This is a genomic window from Smaragdicoccus niigatensis DSM 44881 = NBRC 103563 (assembly GCF_000380645.1).
In the GTDB taxonomy this organism is placed as follows: domain Bacteria; phylum Actinomycetota; class Actinomycetes; order Mycobacteriales; family Mycobacteriaceae; genus Smaragdicoccus; species Smaragdicoccus niigatensis.
Window position 1 is genome coordinate 746,591 of the sequence record NZ_AQXZ01000018.1, and the last position, 22,582, is coordinate 769,172.

Sequence of the window (22,582 nt, forward strand, 5' to 3'; positions counted from 1 at the left end):
GCGATGGATGGGATCGTCGCACTCCGCGACGCCGCGGACCGTTCCCGCTTCGGCGGGAAGGCCTCGGCGTTGGCACACGCACTCACCGCCGGTCTACCCGTTCCGGACGGACTGGCGTTGAGCGCGGACGGTGTCGCCGCGGTTCTTGCCGGCGATCCCGCCGCGCTGGAACTGATCGAGAACCGGTTCGGCGACTGTCCGGTCGCCGTCCGGTCTTCGTGCCTCGATGAGGACGGCGCGAGTGCCAGTTTTGCGGGGGCGCACGAAAGCCTTCTCGGCCAGCGTGGCACCGCGATGATCCGGGAAGCCGTTGCCCAGGTGGAGAATTCGGGGTCGACGGCGGGGGCGATGGCCTACCGCTCGGGACTGGGTCTCGCGGAGAAGGCAGCCATGGCGATCGTCATCCAAGAGATGGTTCCCGCCGACATCGCCGGCGTCATGTTCACCCGCAACCCGATGACCGGTGCGTGCGAGCGAGTCATCGAGGCGACGTGGGGCCTAGGCGAATCTGTGGTTGCCGGCCTCGTCACCCCCGACAACTACCGCGTCGCGCCGGGCGGCGAGCGCCTCGAGCGCATCCTCGGCGAGAAGGACATGGCGATCCGGATGGACCCCGACGGCGGAACGACCGAGGTCGACGACGATCGCGTGCACAAGTTCTGCTTGTCGAAGAAGAAGCTGCGGCGGCTCGACGAACTGGCCACGGCCTGCGATTCGGTCTACGGAGACACCCACCATGACGTCGAGTTCGCATTCCACGGAAAGCGCCTCTTCCTGCTCCAGCGCCGGCCGATCACTCGTGGCTAACCGCAACGCGATCGAACTCGGCGCGGCCGCCGTTTGCGCCGCGCTCATGCCGTTGAACTCGACGATGATCGCCGTCGCGATCCCCGCCATCGCAACCGACCTGGGTGGGACGGCCGCGTCTGCCACGCAGATCCTGGTGAGTGCCTACCTCGTGACGGCGATCGTGCTGCAGAGCCCGGGCGGAAAGCTCGGCGATCGAATCGGTCACTGGGAGCTTCTGCGCGTCGGTCAGATCGCCGTTCTCGTTGGTGCTGTTGTCGGATGGTTCGCGCCGAACATCGAGGTTCTCGGTCTCGCGCGAATCCTGATGGCAGTCGGCGGTGCGGCTCTGGTCCCAGCGACCTTCGCACTCATGCGCCTCGAACTCGCTCCCGAACACCGTGCCACGGCATTCGGACGGATGGGGGCGCTCATGGCGCTCGCCGCCGCACTGGGACCGCTCGTCGGTGGCGAACTGTCCTCGTTGTTCGGCTGGCGAAGCCTCTTCCTGGCGAACTTCCCCATCGTCGTAGCGGCCGCGCTGGTGATCTTCCTGGTACAGCGGCAGCGACCCAAACAGGATGTGCTCGAACATCCAAGATTCGACTTCCCCGGCACGATCATGCTGGGCGCAGGCCTGTGCCTCATGGTCATCGGTTTGCAGAGCGACGGCTGGCGGGGGCTCGCGATGCTCGCCGGTTCGGTGATCATCTTCGTGGGCTTCTGGCAGGCCGAGCAGCGAGCCGCGGACCCGGTCATCGATTTCAGTCTGTTCCGCCGAAAGGCGTTCTCGGCCGGAAGCGCCGTCATCGCACTACAGAACCTGGCGATGTACTCGCTCATCTTCCATGTGCCGATCGTTGTCCACGTCGTCCTGGGCATGAAGGAAGACACCGCCGGCCGGCTGCTGATCATGATGATCCTGCCGATGGTTCTCGTGTCGCTCGTGTCGGGTCGAGTGTCTCGCGCGGTCGGCCCGCGGCTCGCCGTCCTCGGCGGGGCGGTGCTCGGCTTTATCGGGGTCGCGCTGCTCTGGACCCTCGGACCGCACAGCAACGTTTTCACGATCGCCGTGCCGTTTGCCATCGCCGGAGCCGGGTTCGGACTTTCCGCGGGACCCGCACAGGCGGCAGCCCAAGCGGCCGCCCCGGGAAAGCAAGCAGGGATGGCCGCGGGAGCGACCTCGACACTGCGGTATCTCGGTGGCGTCGTCGGCATCGCGATTCTCGGTCTGTTCCTCAACGACACCGCGGGACCCGTTGCGGTGCTCAACGACCACCGCATATTGCTCGGGTTCTACTGCGCGTCCGTCGTGCTCAGTGGGCTGAGCGCCCTGGCATTACCGGCCAAGGCGCCCGAGCCCGTGAGTCCTACACGCGTTCCTTCGAACGAACCCGCACCCGAAGGGCGATCGGCTTAACGGTCTCGGCGAAGAAGTCGTTGCCCTTGTCGTCGACGACGATGAAGGCCGGGAAGTTCTCGACCTCGATGCGCCAGACGGCTTCCATCCCGAGCTCGGGGTATTCGAGGACCTCGACATGCTTGATGCAGTTCAGCGCGAGAGAGGCGGCCGGACCACCGATCGAGCCGAGGTAGAAACCGCCGTGGTCGTTGCACGCGCGCGTGACCTGCGCGGACCGGTTGCCCTTGGCCAGCATGACCAGCGAGCCGCCGGCGGCTTGGAACTCATCGACGTAGGAGTCCATGCGGCCCGCGGTGGTCGGACCGAAGGAACCCGATGCGTAACCGTCCGGGGTCTTCGCCGGACCCGCGTAGTAGACGGGGTGGTTCTTCATGTACTCGGGCATCGGCTGGCCGGAGTCAAGGAGTTCCTTGATCTTCGCGTGCGCGATGTCGCGCGCGACGACAAGCGTTCCGGTGAGCGCCAGACGCGTCTTGACCGGGTACTTCGACAGCTCGGCGCGGATGTCGTCCATCGGCTGGTTGAGGTCGATGTTCACGACGTCGCCGCCGAGGATCTCGTCGGTCTGCTCGGGCAGGTAGTGGCCGGGCTCGGTCTCGAGCTGCTCGAGGAATACGCCTTCGGGCGTGATCTTGGCGAGCGCCTGGCGGTCGGCCGAACACGAGACGGCGATCGCGACCGGGCACGAGGCACCGTGGCGCGGGAGCCGGATGACGCGAACATCGTGACAGAAGTACTTGCCACCGAACTGGGCGCCGATGCCGAATTCCTGCGTGAGCTTGAAGACTTCCTTCTCCAGCTCGACGTCACGGAAGGCGTGCGCCGCCATCGAACCCTCGGTCGGGAGCGTGTCGAGGTAGTGCGCCGAGGCGTACTTCGCGGTCTTGAGAGCGAACTCCGCGCTCGTACCACCGATGACGACGGCCAAGTGGTACGGCGGGCAGGCCGCGGTTCCGAGCGAGCGAAGCTTCTCGTCGAGGAAGTTCAGCATCGAGTCGGGGTTCAGGACGGCCTTGGTCTCCTGGTACAGGAACGACTTGTTGGCCGAGCCGCCGCCCTTGGCCATGAAGAGGAACTTGTACTCGGGCTGTCCGTGCTGTTCAGTCGCGTAGAGCTCGATCTGCGCGGGCAAGTTGGTGCCGGTGTTCTTCTCGTCCCACATCGTGATCGGTGCGAGCTGTGAGTAGCGCAGGTTGAGCTTGGTGTAGGCGTCGAAGACACCCTTGCTGATCCACTCGGCGTCGTCGACGCCAGTCAGCACGCCCTCGGACTTCTTGCCCATGACGATCGCCGTGCCGGTGTCCTGACACATCGGCAGGATGCCGCCGGCCGAGATGTTCACGTTCTTGAGCAGGTCGAGCGCGACGAAGCGGTCGTTGCCGCTCGACTCCGGGTCGTCGATGATCTTGCGCAGCTGTGCGAGGTGAGCCGGCCGCAGGTAGTGGCTGATGTCGTGCATCGCCTCTTCGGTGAGCTTCTGCAGCACCCACGGCTCGACCTGAAGGAACGTCCGGCCGTTGACTTCAACGGTGCTGACGCCTTCCTTGGTGATCAGCCGGTAAGGGGTGTCGTCCTTACCGATCGGAAGCAGGTCTGAGTAGTTGAAGTCCGGTGCGGCCACGGGCTCATCGTATCGTTTGAGGGTGCTGACATTTCGTGCGGTGGACGTAGAAAGTCCGGCAGCTCGTTATGCATTGAGTCGCTACTTTTCCGATCGCGCAGCCTTCATGCCGTGGATGCCAACGGACATTCCATTTCCACCGACGAGCGAATTCACGCCTCCGGGTGGGGAATTCGTCGTCGGCGAGATCGATGATGCGGTTGTCGCATGCGGCGGGATTCGCCGAATTCCGGATTCGCCGGCCGGCCTCGTCCGGTACGAGGCGAAGGACGTGTGGGTCGACTCGTCGATCCGTGGGCAAGGTCTCGGTCGAAGACTCATGGCAGAACTCGAGGTGCGGGCCGTGGGCTTGGGCGCGCGGGAGATCGTGCTCGATACCCATGAGGTCCTCGAGGCGGCGATGAAGATGTACGTCGCGCTGGGGTACGAATCCGTGCCGCCCTACAACGACAACCCGAACCCGACGCATTGGTTCGCGAAGTCGCTGGGCTGAGTCAGCTTTGAACGCGCGATGAGTGCAGTAGTTCTACCAGCGCGAGGCAGACATCGACGCTCACGTCGGCCAGAGACATGACATCAGTGCCATCCTCGATCGCCGTGGCCACCAGTTCGCGCAAGCCACCGATCAGAATGATCGCCACCGGCCGCGAGCTTGGCTCGATTCCCGCCTCGCGCAGGATGCCGACATCGACGATCCGAAGGATCGCTTCCGTCATCGACTGAGTCGTCCGCCGCTGCATTTCGAGACCATGCTCGTCGATGGTCGGCAGGTCGCGAATACCGCTCAATGTGAGTCTCGGGTGCGGCCGAACAGACTCCAGCCAGGCCGTCACCCCCTGCCGAACCTGCTCCGGCCACGGCGCTTCTGCGTCGACAGCCTGCTCGATCGACAGGCGCATGCCTTCTTGCGAAGCGGCGAGCACTTCGAGATAGCACTCCCTTTTGCTGCCGAACTCGGCGTAGAAAGTGCGCTTGGAGGTCTTTGCGAATCGGACGATGTCGTCGATCTTCGTGGCGGTGTACCCGCGCTCCTCGATGGACGCGGCGAGACCGTCCAGCAGTCGCTGCCGGAACGCGCTCACCGGTTCATTCGTCATCTTCGGAACCTTAATCAATTTCCGCCCGTGGATGCTTGCAGCACCGCGGTAATCGCGAGTACCGTCCGAGTGGTACGCGTGATTACCATCACATAGGAGTGAGCGGCACGATGAGCGTCGAAACGAAACTTCCGCCCGGACCAAACCTGCCCACGTTCGTTCAGGGAATCGCATTCCTGGGTGCCAGGCCCCGATCGCTGCAGTTCCTGCAAGACCGATATGGCTCGGAGTTCACGCTTCACATCCCTGTCTTCGGACAAACGGTCGTCCTCTCGGACCCGGCGCTGATCAAGCAGCTGTTCCAGACCAGCCCGGCCGTCGCCGGCAATATCAAGCCAAACCTCGGCCGCGTCGTCGGCAAGGGCTCGATGTTCAACCTGGAGGGCGAAGCGCACCGTCAGCAGCGGAAGCTGCTCACGCCGCCCTTTCACGGCAAACGTATGCACAACTACGAGGCCGTCATCGAGGAAGAATTCCGCCGGGAAAGCGCAACCTGGCCGGTCGGACGGGAATTCGACTCAATCGGGCCGATGACCCGCATCACGCTGAACGCGATCCTGCGCGCCGTCTTCGGCGCCGAGGGTGCTGAGTTCGAGGAACTGCGCAAACTCCTGCCGCCGTGGGTCGCCTTGGCGTCGAGGCTGGCCGCGCTTCCGGAACCGCCCGTCGATCTCGGCCCGTGGAGCCCGTGGGGTCGATTCAAGAAGGCGCGACGCGCGTACGAAGGAATCATCGATCGGCTCGTGGAGAAGGCACTTGCCGACCCGAACCTGTCCGAACGCGAAGACATCCTCGCGCTCATGCTGCAAAGCCGATACGACAACGGTGAGCCCATGGCGCGGAGCGACATCGCCGACGAGCTCGCCGCCCTCTTGGCTGCCGGCCATGAAACCACCGCCTCGACGCTCGCGTGGGCCGTCGAACGACTGCGGCGGCATCCTGCACTTCTTGAACGCCTCGTGGAAGAAGCAAACGAAGGCGGTTCGGAATTGCGCCAAGCGACGATTTGGGAAGTTCAGCGCACTCGGACCGTGATCGACTTCGCCGGACGGAACGTCCTCGCTCCATCACTGACGCTGGGCGAGTGGACGATTCCACACGGCACGAACATCATCTGCGCCATCCGCTTGGCCCAGAGCAACCCCGAATACTTTCCCGACCCGCATCGCTTCGACCCAGACCGATTCCTCACCGGGAAAGCGAACACGGCAGCGCTCATTCCGTTTGGTGGCGGAACTCGCCGGTGCATCGGTGCCGCCTTCGCCAGCATGGAGATGGACGTGGTGCTGCGGAACCTCTTGCGGGACTTTGATGTCGCGACAACGACCGCACCCAGCGAACGGTCCCACTTCCGCGGCGTTGCGTACTCACCGGCAGACGGCGGAAAGCTCAAGGTCAGCCGCAAGACTGCAGTCACCCGACCAACCATGTGGACTGAATCTCAGGGGTCTCGACAAACTGCGCATTAAAGGTACCCTTACCTAAGTCAACGATGCCGGGAAGGGGTTCGATGTACGCCTGCATCTGTCGAGGGGTCACGCAGACCGAGGTGCGCGCATGCATCGTTCACGACGGCGCCACGACCGTTGACGACATCGGTGAGAAGTGCGGCGCAGGAACCGGTTGCGGTACCTGCCACGACCGCCTTCAGGCCATGCTCCTGGCGCATCGTGCCGCCGACACGGCATCTTTGGGAATGACCGGCTAGCTCCGAACAGCCTCACTAGGCTGGACGCGACCCGTCAGCCCAGCCTTCGGAGAACTCAACATGCGCGGAGACGCCGAGGTTATCGCCCTGCTCAACGAGCAGCTCACCAGTGAACTGACCGCCATCAACCAGTACTTCCTGCACGCGAAGATGCAGGCCAACTGGGGTCTCACCAAGCTCGCCGCGCACACCCGCGCTGAGTCGATCGAAGAAATGACTCACGCGGAGATCATCACCGATCGAATCCTGCTGCTCGAGGGACTGCCGAACTACCAGCGTCTTCTCCCCCTGCGGATCGGCCAGAACCTGAAAGAGCAGTTCGAATCCGACCTCGCGATCGAAGTCGAGGTCGTCGAGCGCCTGCGTCCGGGGATCACGATGTGCCGCGAGAAGGGCGACCACATCAGCGCTGCGCTCTTCGAGAAGATTCTCGCCGATGAGGAGCACCACATCGACTACCTCGAGACCCAGCTCGAACTCATGGATCGACTTGGGGAACAGCTCTATTTCGCGCAGTGCGTCGAGCAGCCACCGACTGCGGGATAACAAAAGGGTGACAAGACACCACCCCTAGGGTGGCTTCAAGATCAGGAGTTCATGATCAAAAGTAGAGGCACATCCACCTAGATAGGACCTCTCGCATGAACGCCCTGACCTCGGAGTACCTGGTCACCAACGACGTCGTTTGCGGTATCGAGCTCCCCCAGCACCTGGCGCCGGCGGTCACCGCCTTTCTACGCACGAACGAACTCGACGGACTGATGATCGAGCTCGACAACGGACGCCAGATTCACGTCGCCCAGGGCCACCGCCGCGCCAAGCGCGCGATTGAGGCTCTGCGTGAATTTGGTGCCATCATCCACGCCAACGGCGACCGCTTGCCGTTCCCCGCAGCGGCCGTTCTTGCCGACGCCGAACCGCCGTCGATTCCACCGGTTGTCGTCATCGCCGCTGCCGTTCGATCGGTGTCCAGTGACGCGAAGCCGAGGCCGAAGAAGCCGGCCTGCCGGCAGCAGGCGGCCCAAGCGGCGTAGCACCTAGCGCGACGGCAACCGCACCACTTGCACGAAGAACTCGTCGATCTGACGAACCGCGTTGATGAACTGATCCAGATCGACCGGCTTGGTGACGTAGGCGTTGGCGTGCAATTTGTAGCTGCGCACGATGTCTTCCTCGGCTGACGAGGTCGTGAGAATGACGACCGGAATGTCGCAGAGTTCCGGGTTGGATTTGATCCTCTCCAGCAGTTCGCGCCCGTCGTACTTGGGCAGGTTCAAATCCAGTAAAACCAGGTCCGGGCGTGGTGCGTCGGCGAATTGTCCGCGTCGAAAGAGAAAGTCCAGTCCCTCTTCGCCATCCCGCGCGACGTGCAGGGTGTTCTTTATCTTGTTGTCCGCGAAAGCTTCTCGCGTGATGAGCTCATCGCCGGCATCGTCTTCGACCAACAGGATGTCGATCGGCTTGCCAGAGGAAATCACGGGGCAATTCCTTTCATCATTTCGAGGGAGGTGTAACTAGCCCCGGGGAGGGTGAAGCAGAAGCGGGTGCCGTCGGTGTGCTCGTTGTCGATCCAGATTCGGCCGCCGTGATGCTCGACGATCTTCTTGCACATTGCCAGACCGATTCCCGTGCCTGGGTATGCCTCGCGGCTGTGCAGGCGCTGGAAGATGATGAAAACCTTGTCGCTGAACTCTTCCGCGATACCGATTCCATTGTCGGACACCATCAGCACGAGTGAATCATCCGGGCCTTCGCCGGCGTGCCAGTCGATCACGATGGTCGGCGCGGTGCCTGGCCGATGGAACTTCATGCCATTGGCGATGAGGTTCTGCCACAGCATCGTAAGGAGCGTGGGGTCGCCGGTCACATGCGGCAGCGGTCGATGACTACAAACGATTGTGGCGTCGTTCTCGCGGATCGCCGTCGACAGATTTCGCATCGCATCGTCGACGGTTGCGTCGAGGGCGACGTCTTCCGAGGTGACCGACTGCCGACCGACACGGGAGAACGAGAGCAGATCATTGATCAGCGTCTGCATCCGGCGGGCACCATCGACGGCGAAGTCGATGTACTGGATTCCCCGCTCGTCGAGTTTGTCCGCGTACCGCTTCTGCAACAGCTGGCAGAACGATGCCACTTTGCGCAGTGGTTCCTGCAGGTCATGCGACGCGGTGAAGGCGAACTGTTCGAGTTCGGCGTTCGACCGTCGTAGCTCGACGGATTGCGCATCGAGGAATCGCGCCTGCCGCTCGACGGTTCGATGCTGCTCTTGCGAAAGCTGAAGCGCGGCGACCAAGCGGCCGCGCATGGCTTCGACCGCCACCCCGATGTCGAAGATGTCCCGTGGACCCTGCGGATCGATGGACTCGTCGAAGTTTCCCTCCGTCGTCCGTCGACACGCGGCCGCGAGATTGGCCAGTGGCCGCGTCACCGCAACGCGAACCAGGACCGCCAGCAGTATCGACGTCGCGAAGAACACCCCGACCGTCGCCGCCAAGACACTGTCTCGAAGGTGCCGGGTCTGCGTGAGCTCACCGATGCGGACGGCGCGTACGTCGCTGATCTGGGCGTTCAGCTGATCCATCTTCGCCCGCACCGTGTCGAACGCCGACTTGCCGGCCATTGCGAGCTGGGCGTCGATGAGTTTCGGCGAACCCGGCACGACGTTGGCAAGCACCGGATCGACATAATCGGCACGCCAGGTGTCGGCCGCGCGCTCGACCTCGATGACCGACTTCACGAGTCCCGGGTCGTCGACGAGTAACTGCTCGAGTTCTCGGACATGCGTGTCCTCGGTTTTGCGGCCGGTCTCGTACGGTTCGAGGAATTGCGGATCAGCGGTGATGGCGTAGCCGCGAGTGGCCGTCTCCTGGTCGATCAGCGCGCTTTGGAGTTGGAGGGCCGCGATTCGCGCCGGTTGAACGGTGAGAACCAATGCATTGGACCGGTCGTTCGACTGCTGGAGAAGCGCGATCCCGGCCACCATGCCGACCAACACGACAGCGCCCATGATCCCCAGCACCACATAGAGCCAGCCCTGGACGGAGAGCCGCGAGCGCTTGCGACGCTTGCGGTCGATCAGGTCCGACATGTCGGTCATCGCGCGCCGTCCTCCTTGATTTGCAGCCGCAGGACGGCGACATCATCGCCGAATCCGCCGTAAGGGGCAGCGACCGCCTCTGCCGCGGAGATGAGTTCATCGACGAAGGCGCTGCCGCCCAACGACGCCAGCGGCTGAGCAAGACAAAGCAATCCCGCTTCGCCCAGGCGCTCACGCGGACCGGAATGGCCCTCGAAGACGCCGTCGGTGAGCAGAACGAGCGCTTGGTCCGCGCGTAATTGCAGGCGATGAACCGGACGCTCGGAGGTACCCGGAATGCCGAGCGCCCGCCCCCTTGCCGTCTCCAACCAATCGACGGTTGTGGGTCCATGCATCATCATCGGGGGATGCCCCGCACGGACGGCGTCAACCCACCCCGTGCGCGGATCGATCGTCAACGTCATCACCGTCGCGAACGTGAACCTGCCGGACCGTTCCGCTTCGAGGAGCCGATCCAGGTGCCGCAGGCACGGCGCACCGATGACATTGGCGATGACGAGCGCCCGCCAACCGATGCGAAGGGCGACACCGAGTGCGGCGGCGTCCGGCCCGTGGCCGCACACGTCTCCGATGATCACGTGCACCAGGCCATCATCGGTCTGCACGACGTCGTAGAAGTCACCGCCAAGCAGGGCACTGGCCGCGCCTGGCCGATAGCGAGCCACGACCTCGACACCAGAGTTGATACACGGCGTCGGGAGCAGACCGCGTTCGAGCCGTGCGTTCTCCTCGGCACGGAGTTGGCTCGCCTGCAGTGCCGCCGCCGTCTTTTCGGCGTTCTTGCGCTCGATCGCGTAGTGCAACGCGCGGCGCAGACCATCGGCCTCGACGCGGCCCTTGACCAAGTAGTCTTGCGCACCCGCAGCGACCGCGCTGGCACCGAAGCCCTGGTCTGCAAGCCCCGTGAACACCACCACGGGCACTTGCGGAGCCGACTCCTGGATGAGCTTCAAGGCGCCGATGCCATCCGCGTCCGGAAGGTGCAGATCGAGGAGAACGCAATCGGGAATGGTTACCGCGAGACGATCGCGCGCCGCACCGGCAGAGGCAACCCACTCGATGCGGATTTCGGGAGCGACATCGGCGATCAGGTCTTCGGCGAGGATGGCGTCGCCTTCGTCGTCCTCGACCAACAGAACCGAGATAAGCGGCGGCCGGGCACCGCTATCGCTGGTTGGTGCCACCACCACTCCTTTGCGCAGACGAAATGATGCCCCCGACTGCTTGAGAGCGAAACTCAGTATGCGGGAAAGGCTCTACCAAAATCCAAAGACGAACATCAATCCCGCAGCGTCAACGCCTGATCGACCGTCTTTGCCCACCGACGCGTGACCTGACCTCGACGGACCGAGTCATCGGTGAGCATGTCGGCCAGCCCAAGACCGCGCGCGAGGTCGAGGGTCGCTTGAACGAGTTCATGACCAACGCGGTCGTCCTTGGCGACGCCAAGAGCGGTAGCCGTCATCTTGTGCGCAACCCGTCCGAACTTCGCCTCAAGGGGGACGATGCGCTCCTTGAGCGCCGGGTCGGCGGCCGCGGCGGTCCAGACGTGCAGCGCCGCTTTGAACATTGGACTCGTGTAGTACTCGATGATCGCGCGCACGACAGCCTCGGTCTTGTTAGTACCCACGGGCAGGCTTTGAGCTTCGGCCATCGCCTGGCCCATTCGGATCTCGAACATGTACTCGAGCGCGGCCGTGATGAGGTCTTCCCTCGTCGGAAAGTGATGCTGAGCCGCGCCGCGCGAAACGCCGGCGCGCTCAGCCACCACTGCCACCGTCGTCGGACCCCATCCCTGGTCGGCCAACGACTCGATCGTGGCCTCGAGGAGCCGCTGCCGGGTCGCCCGGCTGCGGTCCTGCTTCGGCTCACGAGTTTGGGTCACGACAACTGACCCTACTGTGCCCAGCTCGGCGGCCGCTTCTGGAAGAAGGCGGTGATGCCCTCGATGGACTCCGGGCTGCCGAAGAACGCCGCCGATTTGCGTGCAAGGTCCTCAGCCGTGCTGTCGATCTCGGCGAGAATCGGCCCGTTGACGAGCTTCTTCGCCTCAGCGAGCGCGATCGGGCCACCCTGCCGGAGTTCGTCGCAGAGCTTCTTCGCTTCGGTCTGCGGGTCGTCGACCGCAGCCGTGATGAGCCCGATCTGCTCGGCCGTCGCCGCGTCGAACTTCTCTCCGGTCAGGACATACCGCGTCCACGCCCGTGACGTCAGGCGGGGCTTGAGCGTCAGCGAGATCATGAACACGACGACGCCGATCCGGACCTCGGTGAGAGCGAAGGTACTCTGCGGACCCGCGACGACAAGGTCGCACGCACCGACAATGCCCATCCCACCTGCGCGAACGTTGCCGTCGATCACAGCCACGACCGGCTTCGGCGAGGCCACGATCGCCCGCAGGATGTCGATCATCCAGCGCACTCGGGTGTCGGCCGCCGACGCCGGATCGCTGCCGACGGCCTCCTTGAGGTCAGCACCGGCGCAGAACGTGTTTCCCGTGTGGGTCAGCACGATCACGCGGGCCGAGTCGTCGGCGTTGGCGGTCTCGATGAACTCGAGGAGTTCGCGGACCAGCACCGACGACAACGCGTTGCGATTCTGCGGCGAATCGAGGGTGATGGTCGCGATGCCACCCTCGATCGCCAGCTTGACGCGGTCGCCCATGTCAGTAGCTCTTCGGCAGGCCGAGCGTGTGCATCGAGACGAAGTTCAGGATCATCTCGCGGCTGACCGGAGCAACCCGCATGATGCGGAGTGCACCGAGCAGCGAGGCGAGGCCGACGTCGCTGGTCAGACCCGAACCACCGTGCGTCTGAATCGCCCGGTCGAGGGCCGAGATGGCGGCTTCCGCGCCGGCATACTTCGCCATGTTCGCGCACTCGGCCGCGCCGAAGTCGTCGCCCGCGTCGTACAGCGAGGCCGCCTTCTGCATCATCAGCTTGGCGAGTTCGAGCTCGATCTTGTTCTGCGCAAGCGGGTGCGAGATGCCCTGGTGCGAACCGATCGGCTGCCCCTTCCACACCGTGCGCTCCTTCGCGTACTGCACGGCGCGATTGACGGCGAAGTTACCGAGACCGATGCCGAACGCCGCACCCATGACGCGCTCCGGGTTCAGCCCCGCGAACAGCTGCATCAGCGCAGCATCTTCCTGACCGACGAGAGCATCGGCCGGAACTCGGACGTCGTCGAGGAAGAGAGTGAACTGGTTGTCCGGCTCCCAGATGTCGAGCTCCTGCACGGTCTTGTTGAAGCCCGGCAGGTTCGGGTCGACGAGGAACAGTGCCGGCTTGAGGTGCCCGGTCTTGTTGTCCGCGGTGCGCGAGACGATGAGGACAGCATCCGACTGGTCGACCCCGGTGATGTAGATCTTCTGCCCGCGCAGAATCCAGTCCGAGCCGTCGCGGGTCGCGGTGGTGGTGATCTTGTGGCTGTTCGAGCCGGCATCGGGTTCGGTGATACCGAAGGCACAGATCTTGGAGCCGTCGGCCATACCCGGCAGCCACTCCTTCTTCTGCTCCTCGGTGCCGTACTTCGCGAGGATCGTGCCGACGATCGCCGGGGACACGACCATCATGAGCAGACCAGCGCCGGTCTGCGTGGCGAGTTCCTCCTCGACGAGCGCGAGTTCATAGAGCCCTGCGCCACCGCCGCCGTACTCCTCGGGCAGGTTGACACCAAGGAAACCGGCCTGACCAGCGTCCTTCCACAGCTCGGTGAGCGGCTCATGGGCCTTGACCTTCGCCCGGACATAGTCCTCGAAGGTGTACTTCTTGGCCAGCGAACGGACCGCCTCGCGGAGGTCCTTCTGCTCTTGCGTCTCGATGAACGTCTGCGTCATTGCTCGTCACTTTCGTCGGTGCGTCAGCCTCGCCGGCACGGTCGTCAGACACACGGACCGGCTCGACGATGAGCCAACCACTCGCTCGAAAGAAAATCAAGCATGCTTGATTGTTTTTTGCGGCGCCGGTCGACAAATCTCTTGATCCGTACGCTCGAAGTCATGGCACAGGCGACGTTCGTGACCAAGGGGCGTGGCTTCGAACGGGATATGAAGTACATCCCGGATCGGATCACCGCACACAAGGGATGCTCGGCAGATCCGTTTCATCCCGAAGTGCACGCGCCGACCTGGCCGGTCGAACCGGACCGGTATCGGCTGATTGCCGCGCGCGCCTGTCCGTGGGCCAACCGTGCCATCATCGTGCGCAAACTTCTGGGACTCGAAGATGCGATCTCGATGGGCCTGTGCGCGCCCACGCATGACGACCGAAGCTGGAACTTCGGCCTGGACCCCGGCAACGTCGATCCGGTTCTCGGTTACGAACGCCTCCAGGAGGCGTATTTCGCGCGCATCCCGGACTATCCGCGGGGCATCACGGTGCCGGCCATCGTCGACATCCCGACGCGTTCGGTCGTCACCAACGACTTTCCGTGGATCACACACGACATGTTCTTCGAGTGGCGCGATCACCACTCCCCAACCGCCCCGAGCCTCTGGCCCGACGACTGCCGCGAGGAGATGGATCAGGTCATGGAACGGGTGTTCACCGAGGTCAACAACGGTGTCTACCGGTGCGGATTCGCAGGCTCACAAGAGGCATACGACGAGGCGTTCCACCGCCTGTGGGCGGCGATGGACTGGCTCGAAGAGCGATTGGCCGATCGGCGGTACCTCCTGGGCGACGCGATCACCGAGGCCGACGTGCGGTTGTTCACCACTCTTGCCAGGTTTGACGCGGTCTACCACGGCCACTTCAAGTGCAATCGGAACAAGCTGACCGAAATGCCGAACCTCTGGGGCTATGCGCGCGATCTGTTTCAGACCCCGGGATTCGGCGAGACGATCGATTTCGAGCAGATCAAGCAGCACTACTACATCGTTCACAGCGAGATCAACCCGAGCGGAATCGTCCCGGATGGCCCGGACGTGAGTGGCTGGCACACGCCACACCGGCGCGGTCAGAAGTAGGAACTCAGCTTCCGCCCAAGCCCTTCGCGCTTGATGGTGGCCAGCACGATCTCCCGATCCGACGGGATGAGGTGCTGCATCCAGGCGTCCACCGCCCGCTGCCGAAGGTCCTCTTTCTGGCCCGCGAGCATTCTCAGCAGCGGCGGCCACAACTGTTCCGCGGTCGCCAGCGGCGCAATGCGGACGGCCAGTCCGTCGCCTCGCTCGAGCAGCATCTCGAGGATCAACGTCTGGATCTGCGGATCGGTCCGCTCCCCGATCGCGAGCAGGCCATTCCACACCGTGTCGTTCGGGTAGGTCGCGATCGCGTCGACCGCACCGGCGAGGATCTCACGGTCATGCAGCAGCGGTGCCCAAGCCTTCGCGACGCGCTCCTGCAGCTTGACGGACTGCCCGGCGAACATCTTGAGCAACGGCGCCCACAATTCCTGTTCCGTGGCCAAGCCGGCGATGCGCTCCGGCAATCCCCCGCCGAATGCGAGGACCCGCTCCAGCACCCCTTGCTGCAGATCCGGCGTCGTCCGCGACATAACGCTAATGAGACCGCCCCAGATGCTGTCGTCCGTGTGCTGCGCCGCCGTTCGCACCGCAAGATCGAGGAAGTCCGGCTCGGCGATGATCGGGTTCTCGGCAACTCGATCCATCGCAAATGGCGTCAGGCTCTTGACCAGGACAAAAAGGTCGTCGAGCACGCCCTCGGCGATGAAGGTGCGAATGAGATCAGTGACGACCGCCTGTTCGGTCTCGCCGAACAGCACGTCACCGACGATGCCGATGAGCGGCGGATCGATCCGCGACATGACCGACAACGCCGCAAGTCGAAGGTCTTTCGGTCCGTTGGCGACGGTCCTGATCATGCGGTGAATGCGATCCTTCGATGCCGACAAAACCACGCCGACGACCTCGCTGAGCACGCGCGCGTCGTAGACGTACGCACCCGACCGGATGAGAGCTTCGTCGTCGTCGATCCCGGCTTCGACGGCAAGGATCAGCTCGTGCGTCGCCGACGCCACGAAAAGTCCGCCCGTGGTGTAGTCGCCGCGCCGGAGAATCTCTCGCGCAATCTCGACGACCGGTCCGGGCGGCGCAAGGTGCGCAACGTGATCGACCGCGCGCGGATCGATATAGGGCGCGGCGGAGGCGGCATAGGCAGGCTTGAGCATCGGCATCGCGACCGCAACCTTCTTCGGGTGCGCCATGGCGATTGCACCAGCGGCACGTCCCGCCATCTCCGGCGGCACGATCTTCTGCACGATCGGCAGCGCGATGCGCAGCGGCACGAGCGGCACCATCATGCTCATCAGCTTGAAGACGTCGGCGTTTTCGTCGAAGAGGATGCCGGAGATGCGTTCCCGCAGCTCATTGAGCTTGTCCGCGCCGAGGCGCTCGAGCCCGGCGATCTCCGACTGGTCGACGTGGAGCAACGTGGCGAGCAGCATCATCTGCGCGCGGACGACGAGTTCGCTCACTTCAATCCACCAAACAGCACCGAACGAACCGGTCCACGGAACACCCAGGGCAGCGCAGCGATCGTCTCGTCGATCGAATGGATAAGGGCCTTGCGTTCTTTGGTGTGTGCGTCCTTGATGAGCCGCAGCATCTTCTCCACCTCGTCATCGGTGAAGTCCGATAGCGCCCCCACGTCCCCGTGGAGCTCGTTCTTCAGTTGCCGACGTCGCTCACCGCTCATCTCATGCCCCCTAGCCGTTCCCATTGGAACACCTTCGGCTACCGGTAGACATACCAAAGTCTAATTGCACTCCTACTTATAGAGTGCAAAACTGCACTGTATGACAAAGAGTGCAAAACTCAGCAAGCGTGAGGCCACGGCGTTGGCCATCAACACCGCTGCGCTGGCGCTCGCTGATGAGCGCGGACTCGACGGCTTCACGATGGACACCCTCGCCGAAGCCGCCGGCGTCTCCCGACGCACGCTCTTCAACTATTTCCCCGGCAAGATCGACGCGATCCTCGGCAATCCGCCTGAGCAGAACACCGAAGCGCTCGAGACCTTTCGCGCCGGTGGACCGACCGGGAATCTCATGGCCGACATCAAAGAGCTGACGCTGGATGTGTTGGCCAGCGCCGAAGTCGGCGTTCAGGAGTTCGCCCGGTTCCGTCGTCTCCTCAAGTCCGAACCGCGCATTCTGCACGCCGCGCACGCTCGATTCGAAGAGAAATCCGAGCTCATGGTCTCCCTGATCGGAGAGCGCGAGGGCGCCGACAAAGACCCGCGCCGAGCGCGCATCGCCGTTCGACTGATTCTCACGGCGTTCGACCTGGCGCTCGACGACTTCCTCGAGCAGCCCGGCGAAGCCACTCTCGCGGAACAGTTTTCGCGAACCTTCAGCACCATCCAAGAACTTCTCGGCTGAACCCACCCGAATAAACAAGCCGAGTCAATAGAAAGAAACGAGTCCACCCATGGCTACCTTGCTCTACCGCCTCGGCAAAGGCGCCTACCGGCGCTGGCCGATCGCTATCGCCGTCTGGCTTATCGCGATCATCGGAGTCGGCGCTGTCGCCGGCACGATGTCGAATCCGATGTCCAACTCGTTCTCGATACCGGGGATCGAATCCGAGAAGGCCGCCAACCTGCAGTCCGAATTGTTCGGCGGCGGGAAGTCGGCGATGGACCAGGCGTCGGTGTCGCTCGTCGTCGCAGCTCCGGAAGGTCACACACTGACCGAGCCGAAATACGCCGACGCAGTCAACGGACTCCTGACAGACCTGGCCGACGGTTCGCAGATGCCGAAGACCCCGCTTGTCGGACCGGTCGAGGCAGCTGCCGGCCAGAAGCAGATGATGGTCACCGCTGCGGAGGCGAGGGGCACACCCGCCGACGTCGCCGAGGCGAATGCGGCCGCGATGTCGCCGCTGTCCCCCGACGAACGGGTTGGCACGATCAACTTTGCCTTCGATGTTCCGACGATCACCGACGTGAAGCCGGAGGCCCAGAAGGACGTCACCGCAGCGATGGACGCCGCCCGTAAGACCGGTCTGACCGTCGAGGCCAGCGGACCCGGCATGCAGTCGCAGGAGCAGGCCGGCGCCAGCTCGGAAATGCTCGGTGTTGCCGTTGCGCTCGTCGTACTCGCCCTGACCTTCGGGTCGCTGGTCGCAGCTGGACTCCCCCTGATCACCGCCCTGATCGGTGTCGGACTCGGCGTCAGCGGCATCACCGCGATGACCGCGTTCACCGAGGTCGGCGCTTCGACCCCGATGCTCGCCACGATGATCGGCTTGGGTGTCGGTATCGACTACGCGCTCTTCATCCTCGCCCGCTACCGGAGTGAACTCGAGAAGACAGATGACCGCGCCGAGGCCATCGGCATCGCCGTCGGTACCGCCGGTTCGGCCGTCGTGTTCGCCGGTGCGACCGTCATCATCGCCCTCGCGGCACTGAGCGTCACGGGCATTCCGTTCCTCGCGGCGATGGGTTGGGGCGCTGCCGCAACCGTCACCGTCGCCGTGTTCGTCGCGCTGACGCTGCTGCCGGCTGTGCTCGGCATCTTCAAGTCGAAGGCCTTCGCCGGCCGCATCCGTCGCGAGAAGCCGAAGCACGCGAGCGGCGAAACCAACGGTGTCCGATGGGCCCGACTGGTTGGCCGTGCGCCGATCGCGGTCGCGATGATCGTCTTCATCGGACTCGGTGCGATTGCACTGCCGCTCAAGGACCTGCACCTCGCCCTGCCGGGTGACAGCACGGCCTCGGAGCAAACCACGCAGCGCAAGGCGTCGGACCTCATCAGCGAGTCGTTCGGTCCGGGCCGTCAGGCTCCGATGCTGGTCGTGGTCGATGGTCGCGCCCTGAACGCCGCTGATCGGCCGGGCGCCTACGGTCAGATCCTCAACTGGATCGACCTGCACGACGATGTCGCGAACGCGCAAATCGTCGCATCGAACGCGGACGGCAGCGGTGCGCAGATCATGATCACGCCGAAGTCCGGGCCGGAGTCGGTCGCCACCGAGATGCTGCTCGACTCCCTGCGTGAAGGTCAGCCCTCGATCGAAAGCAAGACCGGCACCACGATCGGTGTCACCGGCCTGACCGCGATTCAGACGGACGTGTCGAAGAAGCTCGCCGACGCGCTCCCGGTCTACCTCGCGGTGGTCATCGGACTCGCGTTCGTTCTGCTCATGGTCGTGTTCCGCTCGCTGCTCGTGCCGCTCACCGCGACTCTCGGGTTCCTGCTCTCGGTGCTCGCCACCCTGGGTGCGACGGTCCTGGTCTTCCAGGAAGGTGCGTTCGGTTGGTTCCACGGACAGCCGATCATCAGCTTCATGCCGATCTTCCTCATCGGTCTGGTGTTCGGTCTGGCGATGGACTACCAGGTGTTCCTCGTGACCCGGATGCGGGAAGCGCACGTCCACGGGATGTCGGCACGCGAAGCGGTCATCGACGGTTTCCGCAGCAGCGCACGGGTCGTCACGGCGGCCGCGCTCATCATGATCTCCGTCTTCAGCGGATTCATGCTGATGGACGAGCCGATCGTCCAGTCGATGGGCTTCGCCCTGGCGGTGGCAGTCTTCTTCGACGCCTTCATCGTCCGCATGGCGCTCATCCCGGCGCTCATGTTCCTCATGGGCGAGAAGGCCTGGTACCTGCCAAAGTGGCTCGACCGGATTCTGCCGAAGGTCGACGTCGAAGGCGAGAGCCTGCAGAAGGCGAAGGTCGTCGACAGCGCCATCGACGGCGACAAGGACGACGAAAAGGAACTCGTTCTCGTCCGAGGCTAACCTCTCAGCGAAGTGCTCCCCGAATTATTTCGGGGAGCACTTTCGTCGTCTACTTGCTATTGACAAGTCTGCTTGCTTTTTGCAAGTATCGGTTCACCGGACCAGATCAGCACCAGGAGCAACCGTCATGGCGACCAACATCTTCGTGAACTACCCATCCGACGACCTCGAGCGCAGCAAGGTCTTCTATACCGCGCTCGGCGCGACCCTCAATCCGAACTTCACGGACGACAACGCTGCGTGCTTCGTGTGGGACACCAACATCTACACGATGGTTCTCAAGCGCGAGTTCTTCGCCACCTTCACCACCAAGCAGATCATCGACCCCAAAACAGCTGCGCAGATGCAGATTTCGTTTTCGCGCGATTCTCGCGAAGAGGTCGACGCAGTGATCGAGGCCGGACTGGCCGCCGGCGGAACCGAAGCGGGATCCCCGCAGGACTATGGATTCATGTACGCCCGCGATCTGGAGGACCCGGACGGCAACGTCGTGTCGTTCCTGTGGATGGCGCCTGAGGCCGTCGAGAAGGGCCCGGAGGCATTCATGGCCGAGCAGGCTCAGGTCTGAGTGGCTGCCCGCAGCTACGGGCAGTACTGCGGAATCACCACCGCCGTCGAGCTGGTCACCGAGCGTTGGGCGCTGCTCATCATCCGTGACCTGCTCGTCGGTCCCCGTCGCTACACCGACCTCAAGCAAGGCCTGCCCAAGATTCCGACCAACATCCTCTCCGCTCGCCTGAAGGAGTTACAGGAGGGCGGAGTCGTCCGCCGGGTTGCACTGCCTCGGTGCGGACTTCTCTACGAGCTCACCGAATACGGACACGAGCTCGAGCCGATCGTGTTGGCGCTCGGCCGGTGGGGATTCCAGGCGATGGGCGACCCGGCGGAGGACGACATCGTCACCGCCGACTCGCTGACGATGGCTCTGCGCACCGCGTTCCGGCCGGAGTTCGCTACCACGCCACTGGACTTCCAGATCCAGGTGGGTGAGGTCGAATTGCGGGCCCAGGTTTCCGACGGCGGGCTGAAGATCGTCCAGGTCGCTCCCCCGGCACCCCCGGTGGGCGGTGCACTGCCCGTCGGGGAGGCCGAACTTCGGTTCGCCTCCGGGCCCGACATTCGGTACCTGATCGCCGGAAAGCTGACGGCCGCCGAAGCCGTCGAGCAGGGGGTGGTCACCATCCTGCGCGGCGACCTCCCGCTGCTCGAACGATTCGCGGACCTCTTTCGGATCAGCGCGGAGTCAGCTTGACGACCGGAATGCGCCGGGTCGTGTTCTCCTGATATTTGCGGTACTGGCCGTGGTTGGCGCGATTGACCTCGTCCCACAGTTTCTCAAAGCGCGGGTCGTCGGAGTAGATCGCCTCCGCGGTCACCGGGATCTTCTTGCGGCCGATCTGGATTTCGCATTGCGGCTGCGCCTTGACGTTCGGCAGCCAGCCCGGCGGACGCTTGGCGCCACCGTTCGACGCCGTCACGAGGTAGCTGTCGCCGTCGCGGCCGTAGATGAGCGCCGATGTCCTGGGCTGGCCGGTCTTCCGGCCGACCGTATACAGCAGCAGCGACGGCATGCCGAAGAGCAGTCGATGTCCGAAAAGTCCGCCGGTGCGCTCGTAAACCGCCTGATGCGCTTTCAGCAACGTGATGAAGGGGTCAGCCATACTCGTCAGTCTGTGATTTCGGGCCGCGGTGCGCAAGAGTGGACGTCGTGGACCGACGGGATTCGTCCGCTCGCCAAGCGGTCGTCCTCGCACACCTGACCGAATCGCGCCTTCGCGTCGCGCCGAGTGACCCGGCGATGACGCAGGCGCTCGCACTGTGCGCGCTCGTCACCGATGCGGCCGCGCAGGCGCCGGGCTTCTGCTGGCAATTGGCAGCTGACAACCCTGGTGAGCCCGTCACGATCCGCACGAAAAGCGGCCTCGTGATGATCAGCCTGACCTGCTGGCTCAACTACACGAGCCTCCACTCGTTCGTGAATCGAAGCATCCACGCGAAGGCGATGCGAGAGCGCGCTGAATGGTTCGAACCAGGCGAAGAGCCGTCGAGTGTGCTGTGGTGGATCGGAGTCGATGCGCGCCCGACCGCAGCCGAGGGCCGGGCCCGGCTCGCCTACCTCCGCAAGCACGGGTCCAGCCCTCGTGCATTCTCACTGCTGCGCCGCTATACGCCGGATGGCCGGCCGGAACGCACCGGACGGTTCCGGGCCAACTAAACCGGCTGGGACTTCTTCTGCCCACTGCTCGTGGAGAACATGTCCGTGATCTTCTGCGCGGGTGGGACCGAACCGAGCATCTCGGTCGTCATGCCGTGAATCTCCGAAACGCGTTCCCGGAACCACACGTCGTGCGGTTCGTTCGATTCCGCCATCGCGCGGAACATCGCCGCCAGGTCCGCGGACTCGTGGTAGAGGCACACGACGTCGCCCATCGGCGTGTTCATGAGCGACGCCACTTCGTGCCGCATACCCCAGCGCCGCATCGCTTCCTGGTGCTCGTCGCGGCGCGCGCCGCTGAGTTCGCTCGCGAACTGGCGCCACGCCTCGGTCTGGCCGGCGACGATCGGCGCGATCCACGTGAGGCTTTGCCGGGGCAGGGTGCGATAGGTCTGCAAGCTGTCTTCCGAGCAGTGGAACCGGCAGATCTTTCCGTCGCGGAGGGTGAAGTGGTGGTACTCCGTCGACGATCCGCCGAGTCCGGTTTCGCGTGACCGATTACGCGAGGAGATCACGGCGATGACCTCGTTGTCGTTGGCCGTCATCGAGGTCGGTGTGAACTCGTCGAACTCGAGGGAATTGTTGAGATCGGTGAAGAACGCGGCGACCTCGGCGAGGCTGTGCCGTTCGCCGTGCCACGGCGCGATCGCACTCTCGGTGTCGACGGCCCAGTCGATGTCGTCGGTGAGGTGCGAGAGAAGAGCTGGAATGTCCCCGCGGCCAAACGCCGCATACGCATCTTCGACGACGCGGAGGTTTTCGGATACGCCCATGGTCGGGTCCTTTCAGGAACGAACAGAGCAGGTAGAGCGAGTGCCCTATCGCGGAACCTACTCCTGTCCGTGAGGTCGCGAAAGCGCTCTTCAATGGACATATTTCGCCCGCTTCCCACCATCACAATTTGTCACTGTTGTCCCCATACC

The 22,582-nt window shown here is 63.9% G+C and carries 25 protein-coding genes; 13 read left to right on the forward strand and 12 right to left on the reverse strand.

Annotation, left to right across the window (positions count from 1 at the left end; translation table 11 throughout):
• Positions 1–3: 3 nt before the first annotated feature.
• On the forward strand, positions 4–807 hold the full coding sequence (locus F600_RS0119845) for a PEP/pyruvate-binding domain-containing protein (protein ID WP_018162398.1): 804 nt from the start codon (positions 4–6) through the stop codon (positions 805–807).
• Entirely contained in the window at positions 800–2,206 is a 1,407-nt protein-coding gene (locus F600_RS29085; RefSeq protein ID WP_018162399.1) for an MFS transporter, read from the forward strand. The genes F600_RS0119845 and F600_RS29085 overlap by 8 nt, the downstream gene beginning before the upstream one ends.
• Here the strand turns inward: F600_RS29085 and F600_RS0119855 are convergent.
• A complete protein-coding gene (locus F600_RS0119855) occupies positions 2,157–3,830 on the reverse strand; it encodes a fumarate hydratase (RefSeq protein ID WP_018162400.1) in 1,674 nt (557 codons plus the stop codon). The two genes, F600_RS29085 and F600_RS0119855, sit on opposite strands and share 50 nt — an antisense overlap.
• A 40-nt stretch (positions 3,831–3,870) precedes the next feature.
• Between F600_RS0119855 and F600_RS0119860 the strand changes: the two genes are divergently transcribed.
• The gene (locus F600_RS0119860; protein WP_156024689.1) at positions 3,871–4,323 is read left to right on the forward strand and encodes a GNAT family N-acetyltransferase; all 453 of its coding nucleotides are present in this window, start codon (positions 3,871–3,873) and stop codon (positions 4,321–4,323) included.
• Position 4,324: 1 nt separating this feature from the next.
• Here F600_RS0119860 and F600_RS0119865 read toward each other — a convergent pair whose 3' ends face one another.
• The gene (locus tag F600_RS0119865) at positions 4,325–4,927 is read right to left on the reverse strand and encodes a TetR/AcrR family transcriptional regulator (protein ID WP_018162402.1); all 603 of its coding nucleotides are present in this window, start codon (positions 4,925–4,927) and stop codon (positions 4,325–4,327) included.
• Between the two features lie 110 nt (positions 4,928–5,037).
• On the opposite strand from F600_RS0119865, the gene F600_RS0119870 reads away from it, so the two are divergent.
• The 4 genes from F600_RS0119870 to F600_RS29090 all read left to right on the forward strand — a co-directional run bounded on the left by F600_RS0119870 (position 5,038) and on the right by F600_RS29090 (position 7,669).
• Positions 5,038–6,396 carry a cytochrome P450 gene (locus F600_RS0119870; protein ID WP_051090881.1) on the forward strand — a complete coding sequence of 453 codons (1,359 nt, stop codon included), beginning with the start codon at positions 5,038–5,040 and terminating at the stop codon, positions 6,394–6,396.
• A gap of 41 nt (positions 6,397–6,437) precedes the next feature.
• Positions 6,438–6,635, forward strand: a complete 198-nt coding sequence (locus tag F600_RS0119875; RefSeq protein WP_018162404.1) for a (2Fe-2S)-binding protein — start codon at positions 6,438–6,440, stop codon at positions 6,633–6,635.
• A gap of 60 nt (positions 6,636–6,695) precedes the next feature.
• Positions 6,696–7,181, forward strand: coding sequence for a bacterioferritin (gene bfr / locus F600_RS0119880; protein WP_018162405.1), 486 nt, complete (start codon positions 6,696–6,698; stop codon positions 7,179–7,181).
• 95 nt (positions 7,182–7,276) lie between these two features.
• The gene (locus F600_RS29090) at positions 7,277–7,669 is read left to right on the forward strand and encodes a hypothetical protein (RefSeq protein WP_018162406.1); all 393 of its coding nucleotides are present in this window, start codon (positions 7,277–7,279) and stop codon (positions 7,667–7,669) included.
• A 3-nt stretch (positions 7,670–7,672) separates the two neighbouring features.
• On the opposite strand, the gene F600_RS0119890 is transcribed toward F600_RS29090, so the two are convergent.
• The 6 genes from F600_RS0119890 to F600_RS0119915 form a co-directional block, all read right to left on the reverse strand.
• Positions 7,673–8,113 carry a response regulator gene (locus F600_RS0119890; protein ID WP_018162407.1) on the reverse strand — a complete coding sequence of 147 codons (441 nt, stop codon included), beginning with the start codon at positions 8,111–8,113 and terminating at the stop codon, positions 7,673–7,675.
• The gene (locus F600_RS0119895; RefSeq protein ID WP_018162408.1) at positions 8,110–9,735 is read right to left on the reverse strand and encodes a sensor histidine kinase; all 1,626 of its coding nucleotides are present in this window, start codon (positions 9,733–9,735) and stop codon (positions 8,110–8,112) included. Before F600_RS0119895 ends, F600_RS0119890 begins: the two co-directional genes overlap by 4 nt.
• A complete protein-coding gene (locus F600_RS0119900; RefSeq protein ID WP_245541576.1) occupies positions 9,732–10,919 on the reverse strand; it encodes a PP2C family protein-serine/threonine phosphatase in 1,188 nt (395 codons plus the stop codon). Before F600_RS0119900 ends, F600_RS0119895 begins: the two co-directional genes overlap by 4 nt.
• A gap of 95 nt (positions 10,920–11,014) precedes the next feature.
• Positions 11,015–11,620 carry a TetR/AcrR family transcriptional regulator gene (locus tag F600_RS0119905; RefSeq protein ID WP_018162410.1) on the reverse strand — a complete coding sequence of 202 codons (606 nt, stop codon included), beginning with the start codon at positions 11,618–11,620 and terminating at the stop codon, positions 11,015–11,017.
• An 11-nt stretch (positions 11,621–11,631) separates the two neighbouring features.
• A complete protein-coding gene (locus tag F600_RS0119910) occupies positions 11,632–12,399 on the reverse strand; it encodes an enoyl-CoA hydratase family protein (RefSeq protein ID WP_018162411.1) in 768 nt (255 codons plus the stop codon).
• 1 nt (position 12,400) lies between these two features.
• A complete protein-coding gene (locus F600_RS0119915) occupies positions 12,401–13,573 on the reverse strand; it encodes an acyl-CoA dehydrogenase family protein (RefSeq protein WP_018162412.1) in 1,173 nt (390 codons plus the stop codon).
• A 162-nt stretch (positions 13,574–13,735) separates the two neighbouring features.
• Here F600_RS0119915 and F600_RS0119920 point away from each other — a divergent pair, with 162 nt between their 5' ends.
• A complete protein-coding gene (locus F600_RS0119920; RefSeq protein ID WP_040632132.1) occupies positions 13,736–14,704 on the forward strand; it encodes a glutathione S-transferase family protein in 969 nt (322 codons plus the stop codon).
• Here F600_RS0119920 and F600_RS30705 read toward each other — a convergent pair.
• Complete coding sequence (locus tag F600_RS30705) at positions 14,695–16,173, reverse strand: hypothetical protein (protein WP_018162414.1); 1,479 nt, start codon at positions 16,171–16,173, stop codon at positions 14,695–14,697. The genes F600_RS0119920 and F600_RS30705 overlap by 10 nt on opposite strands.
• A complete protein-coding gene (locus tag F600_RS0119930; protein ID WP_018162415.1) occupies positions 16,170–16,394 on the reverse strand; it encodes a hypothetical protein in 225 nt (74 codons plus the stop codon). Before F600_RS0119930 ends, F600_RS30705 begins: the two co-directional genes overlap by 4 nt.
• Before the next feature lie 100 nt (positions 16,395–16,494).
• On the opposite strand from F600_RS0119930, the gene F600_RS30710 reads away from it, so the two are divergent.
• From F600_RS30710 to F600_RS0119950, 4 genes are all read left to right on the forward strand, one after another.
• A complete protein-coding gene (locus F600_RS30710) occupies positions 16,495–17,079 on the forward strand; it encodes a TetR/AcrR family transcriptional regulator (protein ID WP_018162416.1) in 585 nt (194 codons plus the stop codon).
• 49 nt (positions 17,080–17,128) lie between these two features.
• Entirely contained in the window at positions 17,129–19,444 is a 2,316-nt protein-coding gene (locus F600_RS29105) for an MMPL family transporter (protein WP_018162417.1), read from the forward strand.
• Between the two features lie 127 nt (positions 19,445–19,571).
• Positions 19,572–20,012, forward strand: coding sequence for a VOC family protein (locus tag F600_RS0119945; RefSeq protein WP_018162418.1), 441 nt, complete (start codon positions 19,572–19,574; stop codon positions 20,010–20,012).
• The gene (locus F600_RS0119950; RefSeq protein WP_018162419.1) at positions 20,013–20,696 is read left to right on the forward strand and encodes a winged helix-turn-helix transcriptional regulator; all 684 of its coding nucleotides are present in this window, start codon (positions 20,013–20,015) and stop codon (positions 20,694–20,696) included.
• Here the strand turns inward: F600_RS0119950 and F600_RS0119955 are convergent.
• Positions 20,677–21,105 carry a nitroreductase family deazaflavin-dependent oxidoreductase gene (locus F600_RS0119955; protein WP_018162420.1) on the reverse strand — a complete coding sequence of 143 codons (429 nt, stop codon included), beginning with the start codon at positions 21,103–21,105 and terminating at the stop codon, positions 20,677–20,679. The genes F600_RS0119950 and F600_RS0119955 overlap by 20 nt on opposite strands.
• Positions 21,106–21,152: 47 nt before the next feature.
• On the opposite strand from F600_RS0119955, the gene F600_RS29110 reads away from it, so the two are divergent.
• Positions 21,153–21,659 (forward strand): DUF3291 domain-containing protein, encoded by a 507-nt coding sequence (locus F600_RS29110; RefSeq protein ID WP_162141453.1) that lies wholly within the window; start codon positions 21,153–21,155, stop codon positions 21,657–21,659.
• On the opposite strand, the gene F600_RS30715 is transcribed toward F600_RS29110, so the two are convergent.
• Complete coding sequence (locus tag F600_RS30715) at positions 21,656–22,432, reverse strand: nuclear transport factor 2 family protein (protein WP_018162422.1); 777 nt, start codon at positions 22,430–22,432, stop codon at positions 21,656–21,658. The genes F600_RS29110 and F600_RS30715 overlap by 4 nt on opposite strands.
• Positions 22,433–22,582: the final 150 nt, after the last annotated feature.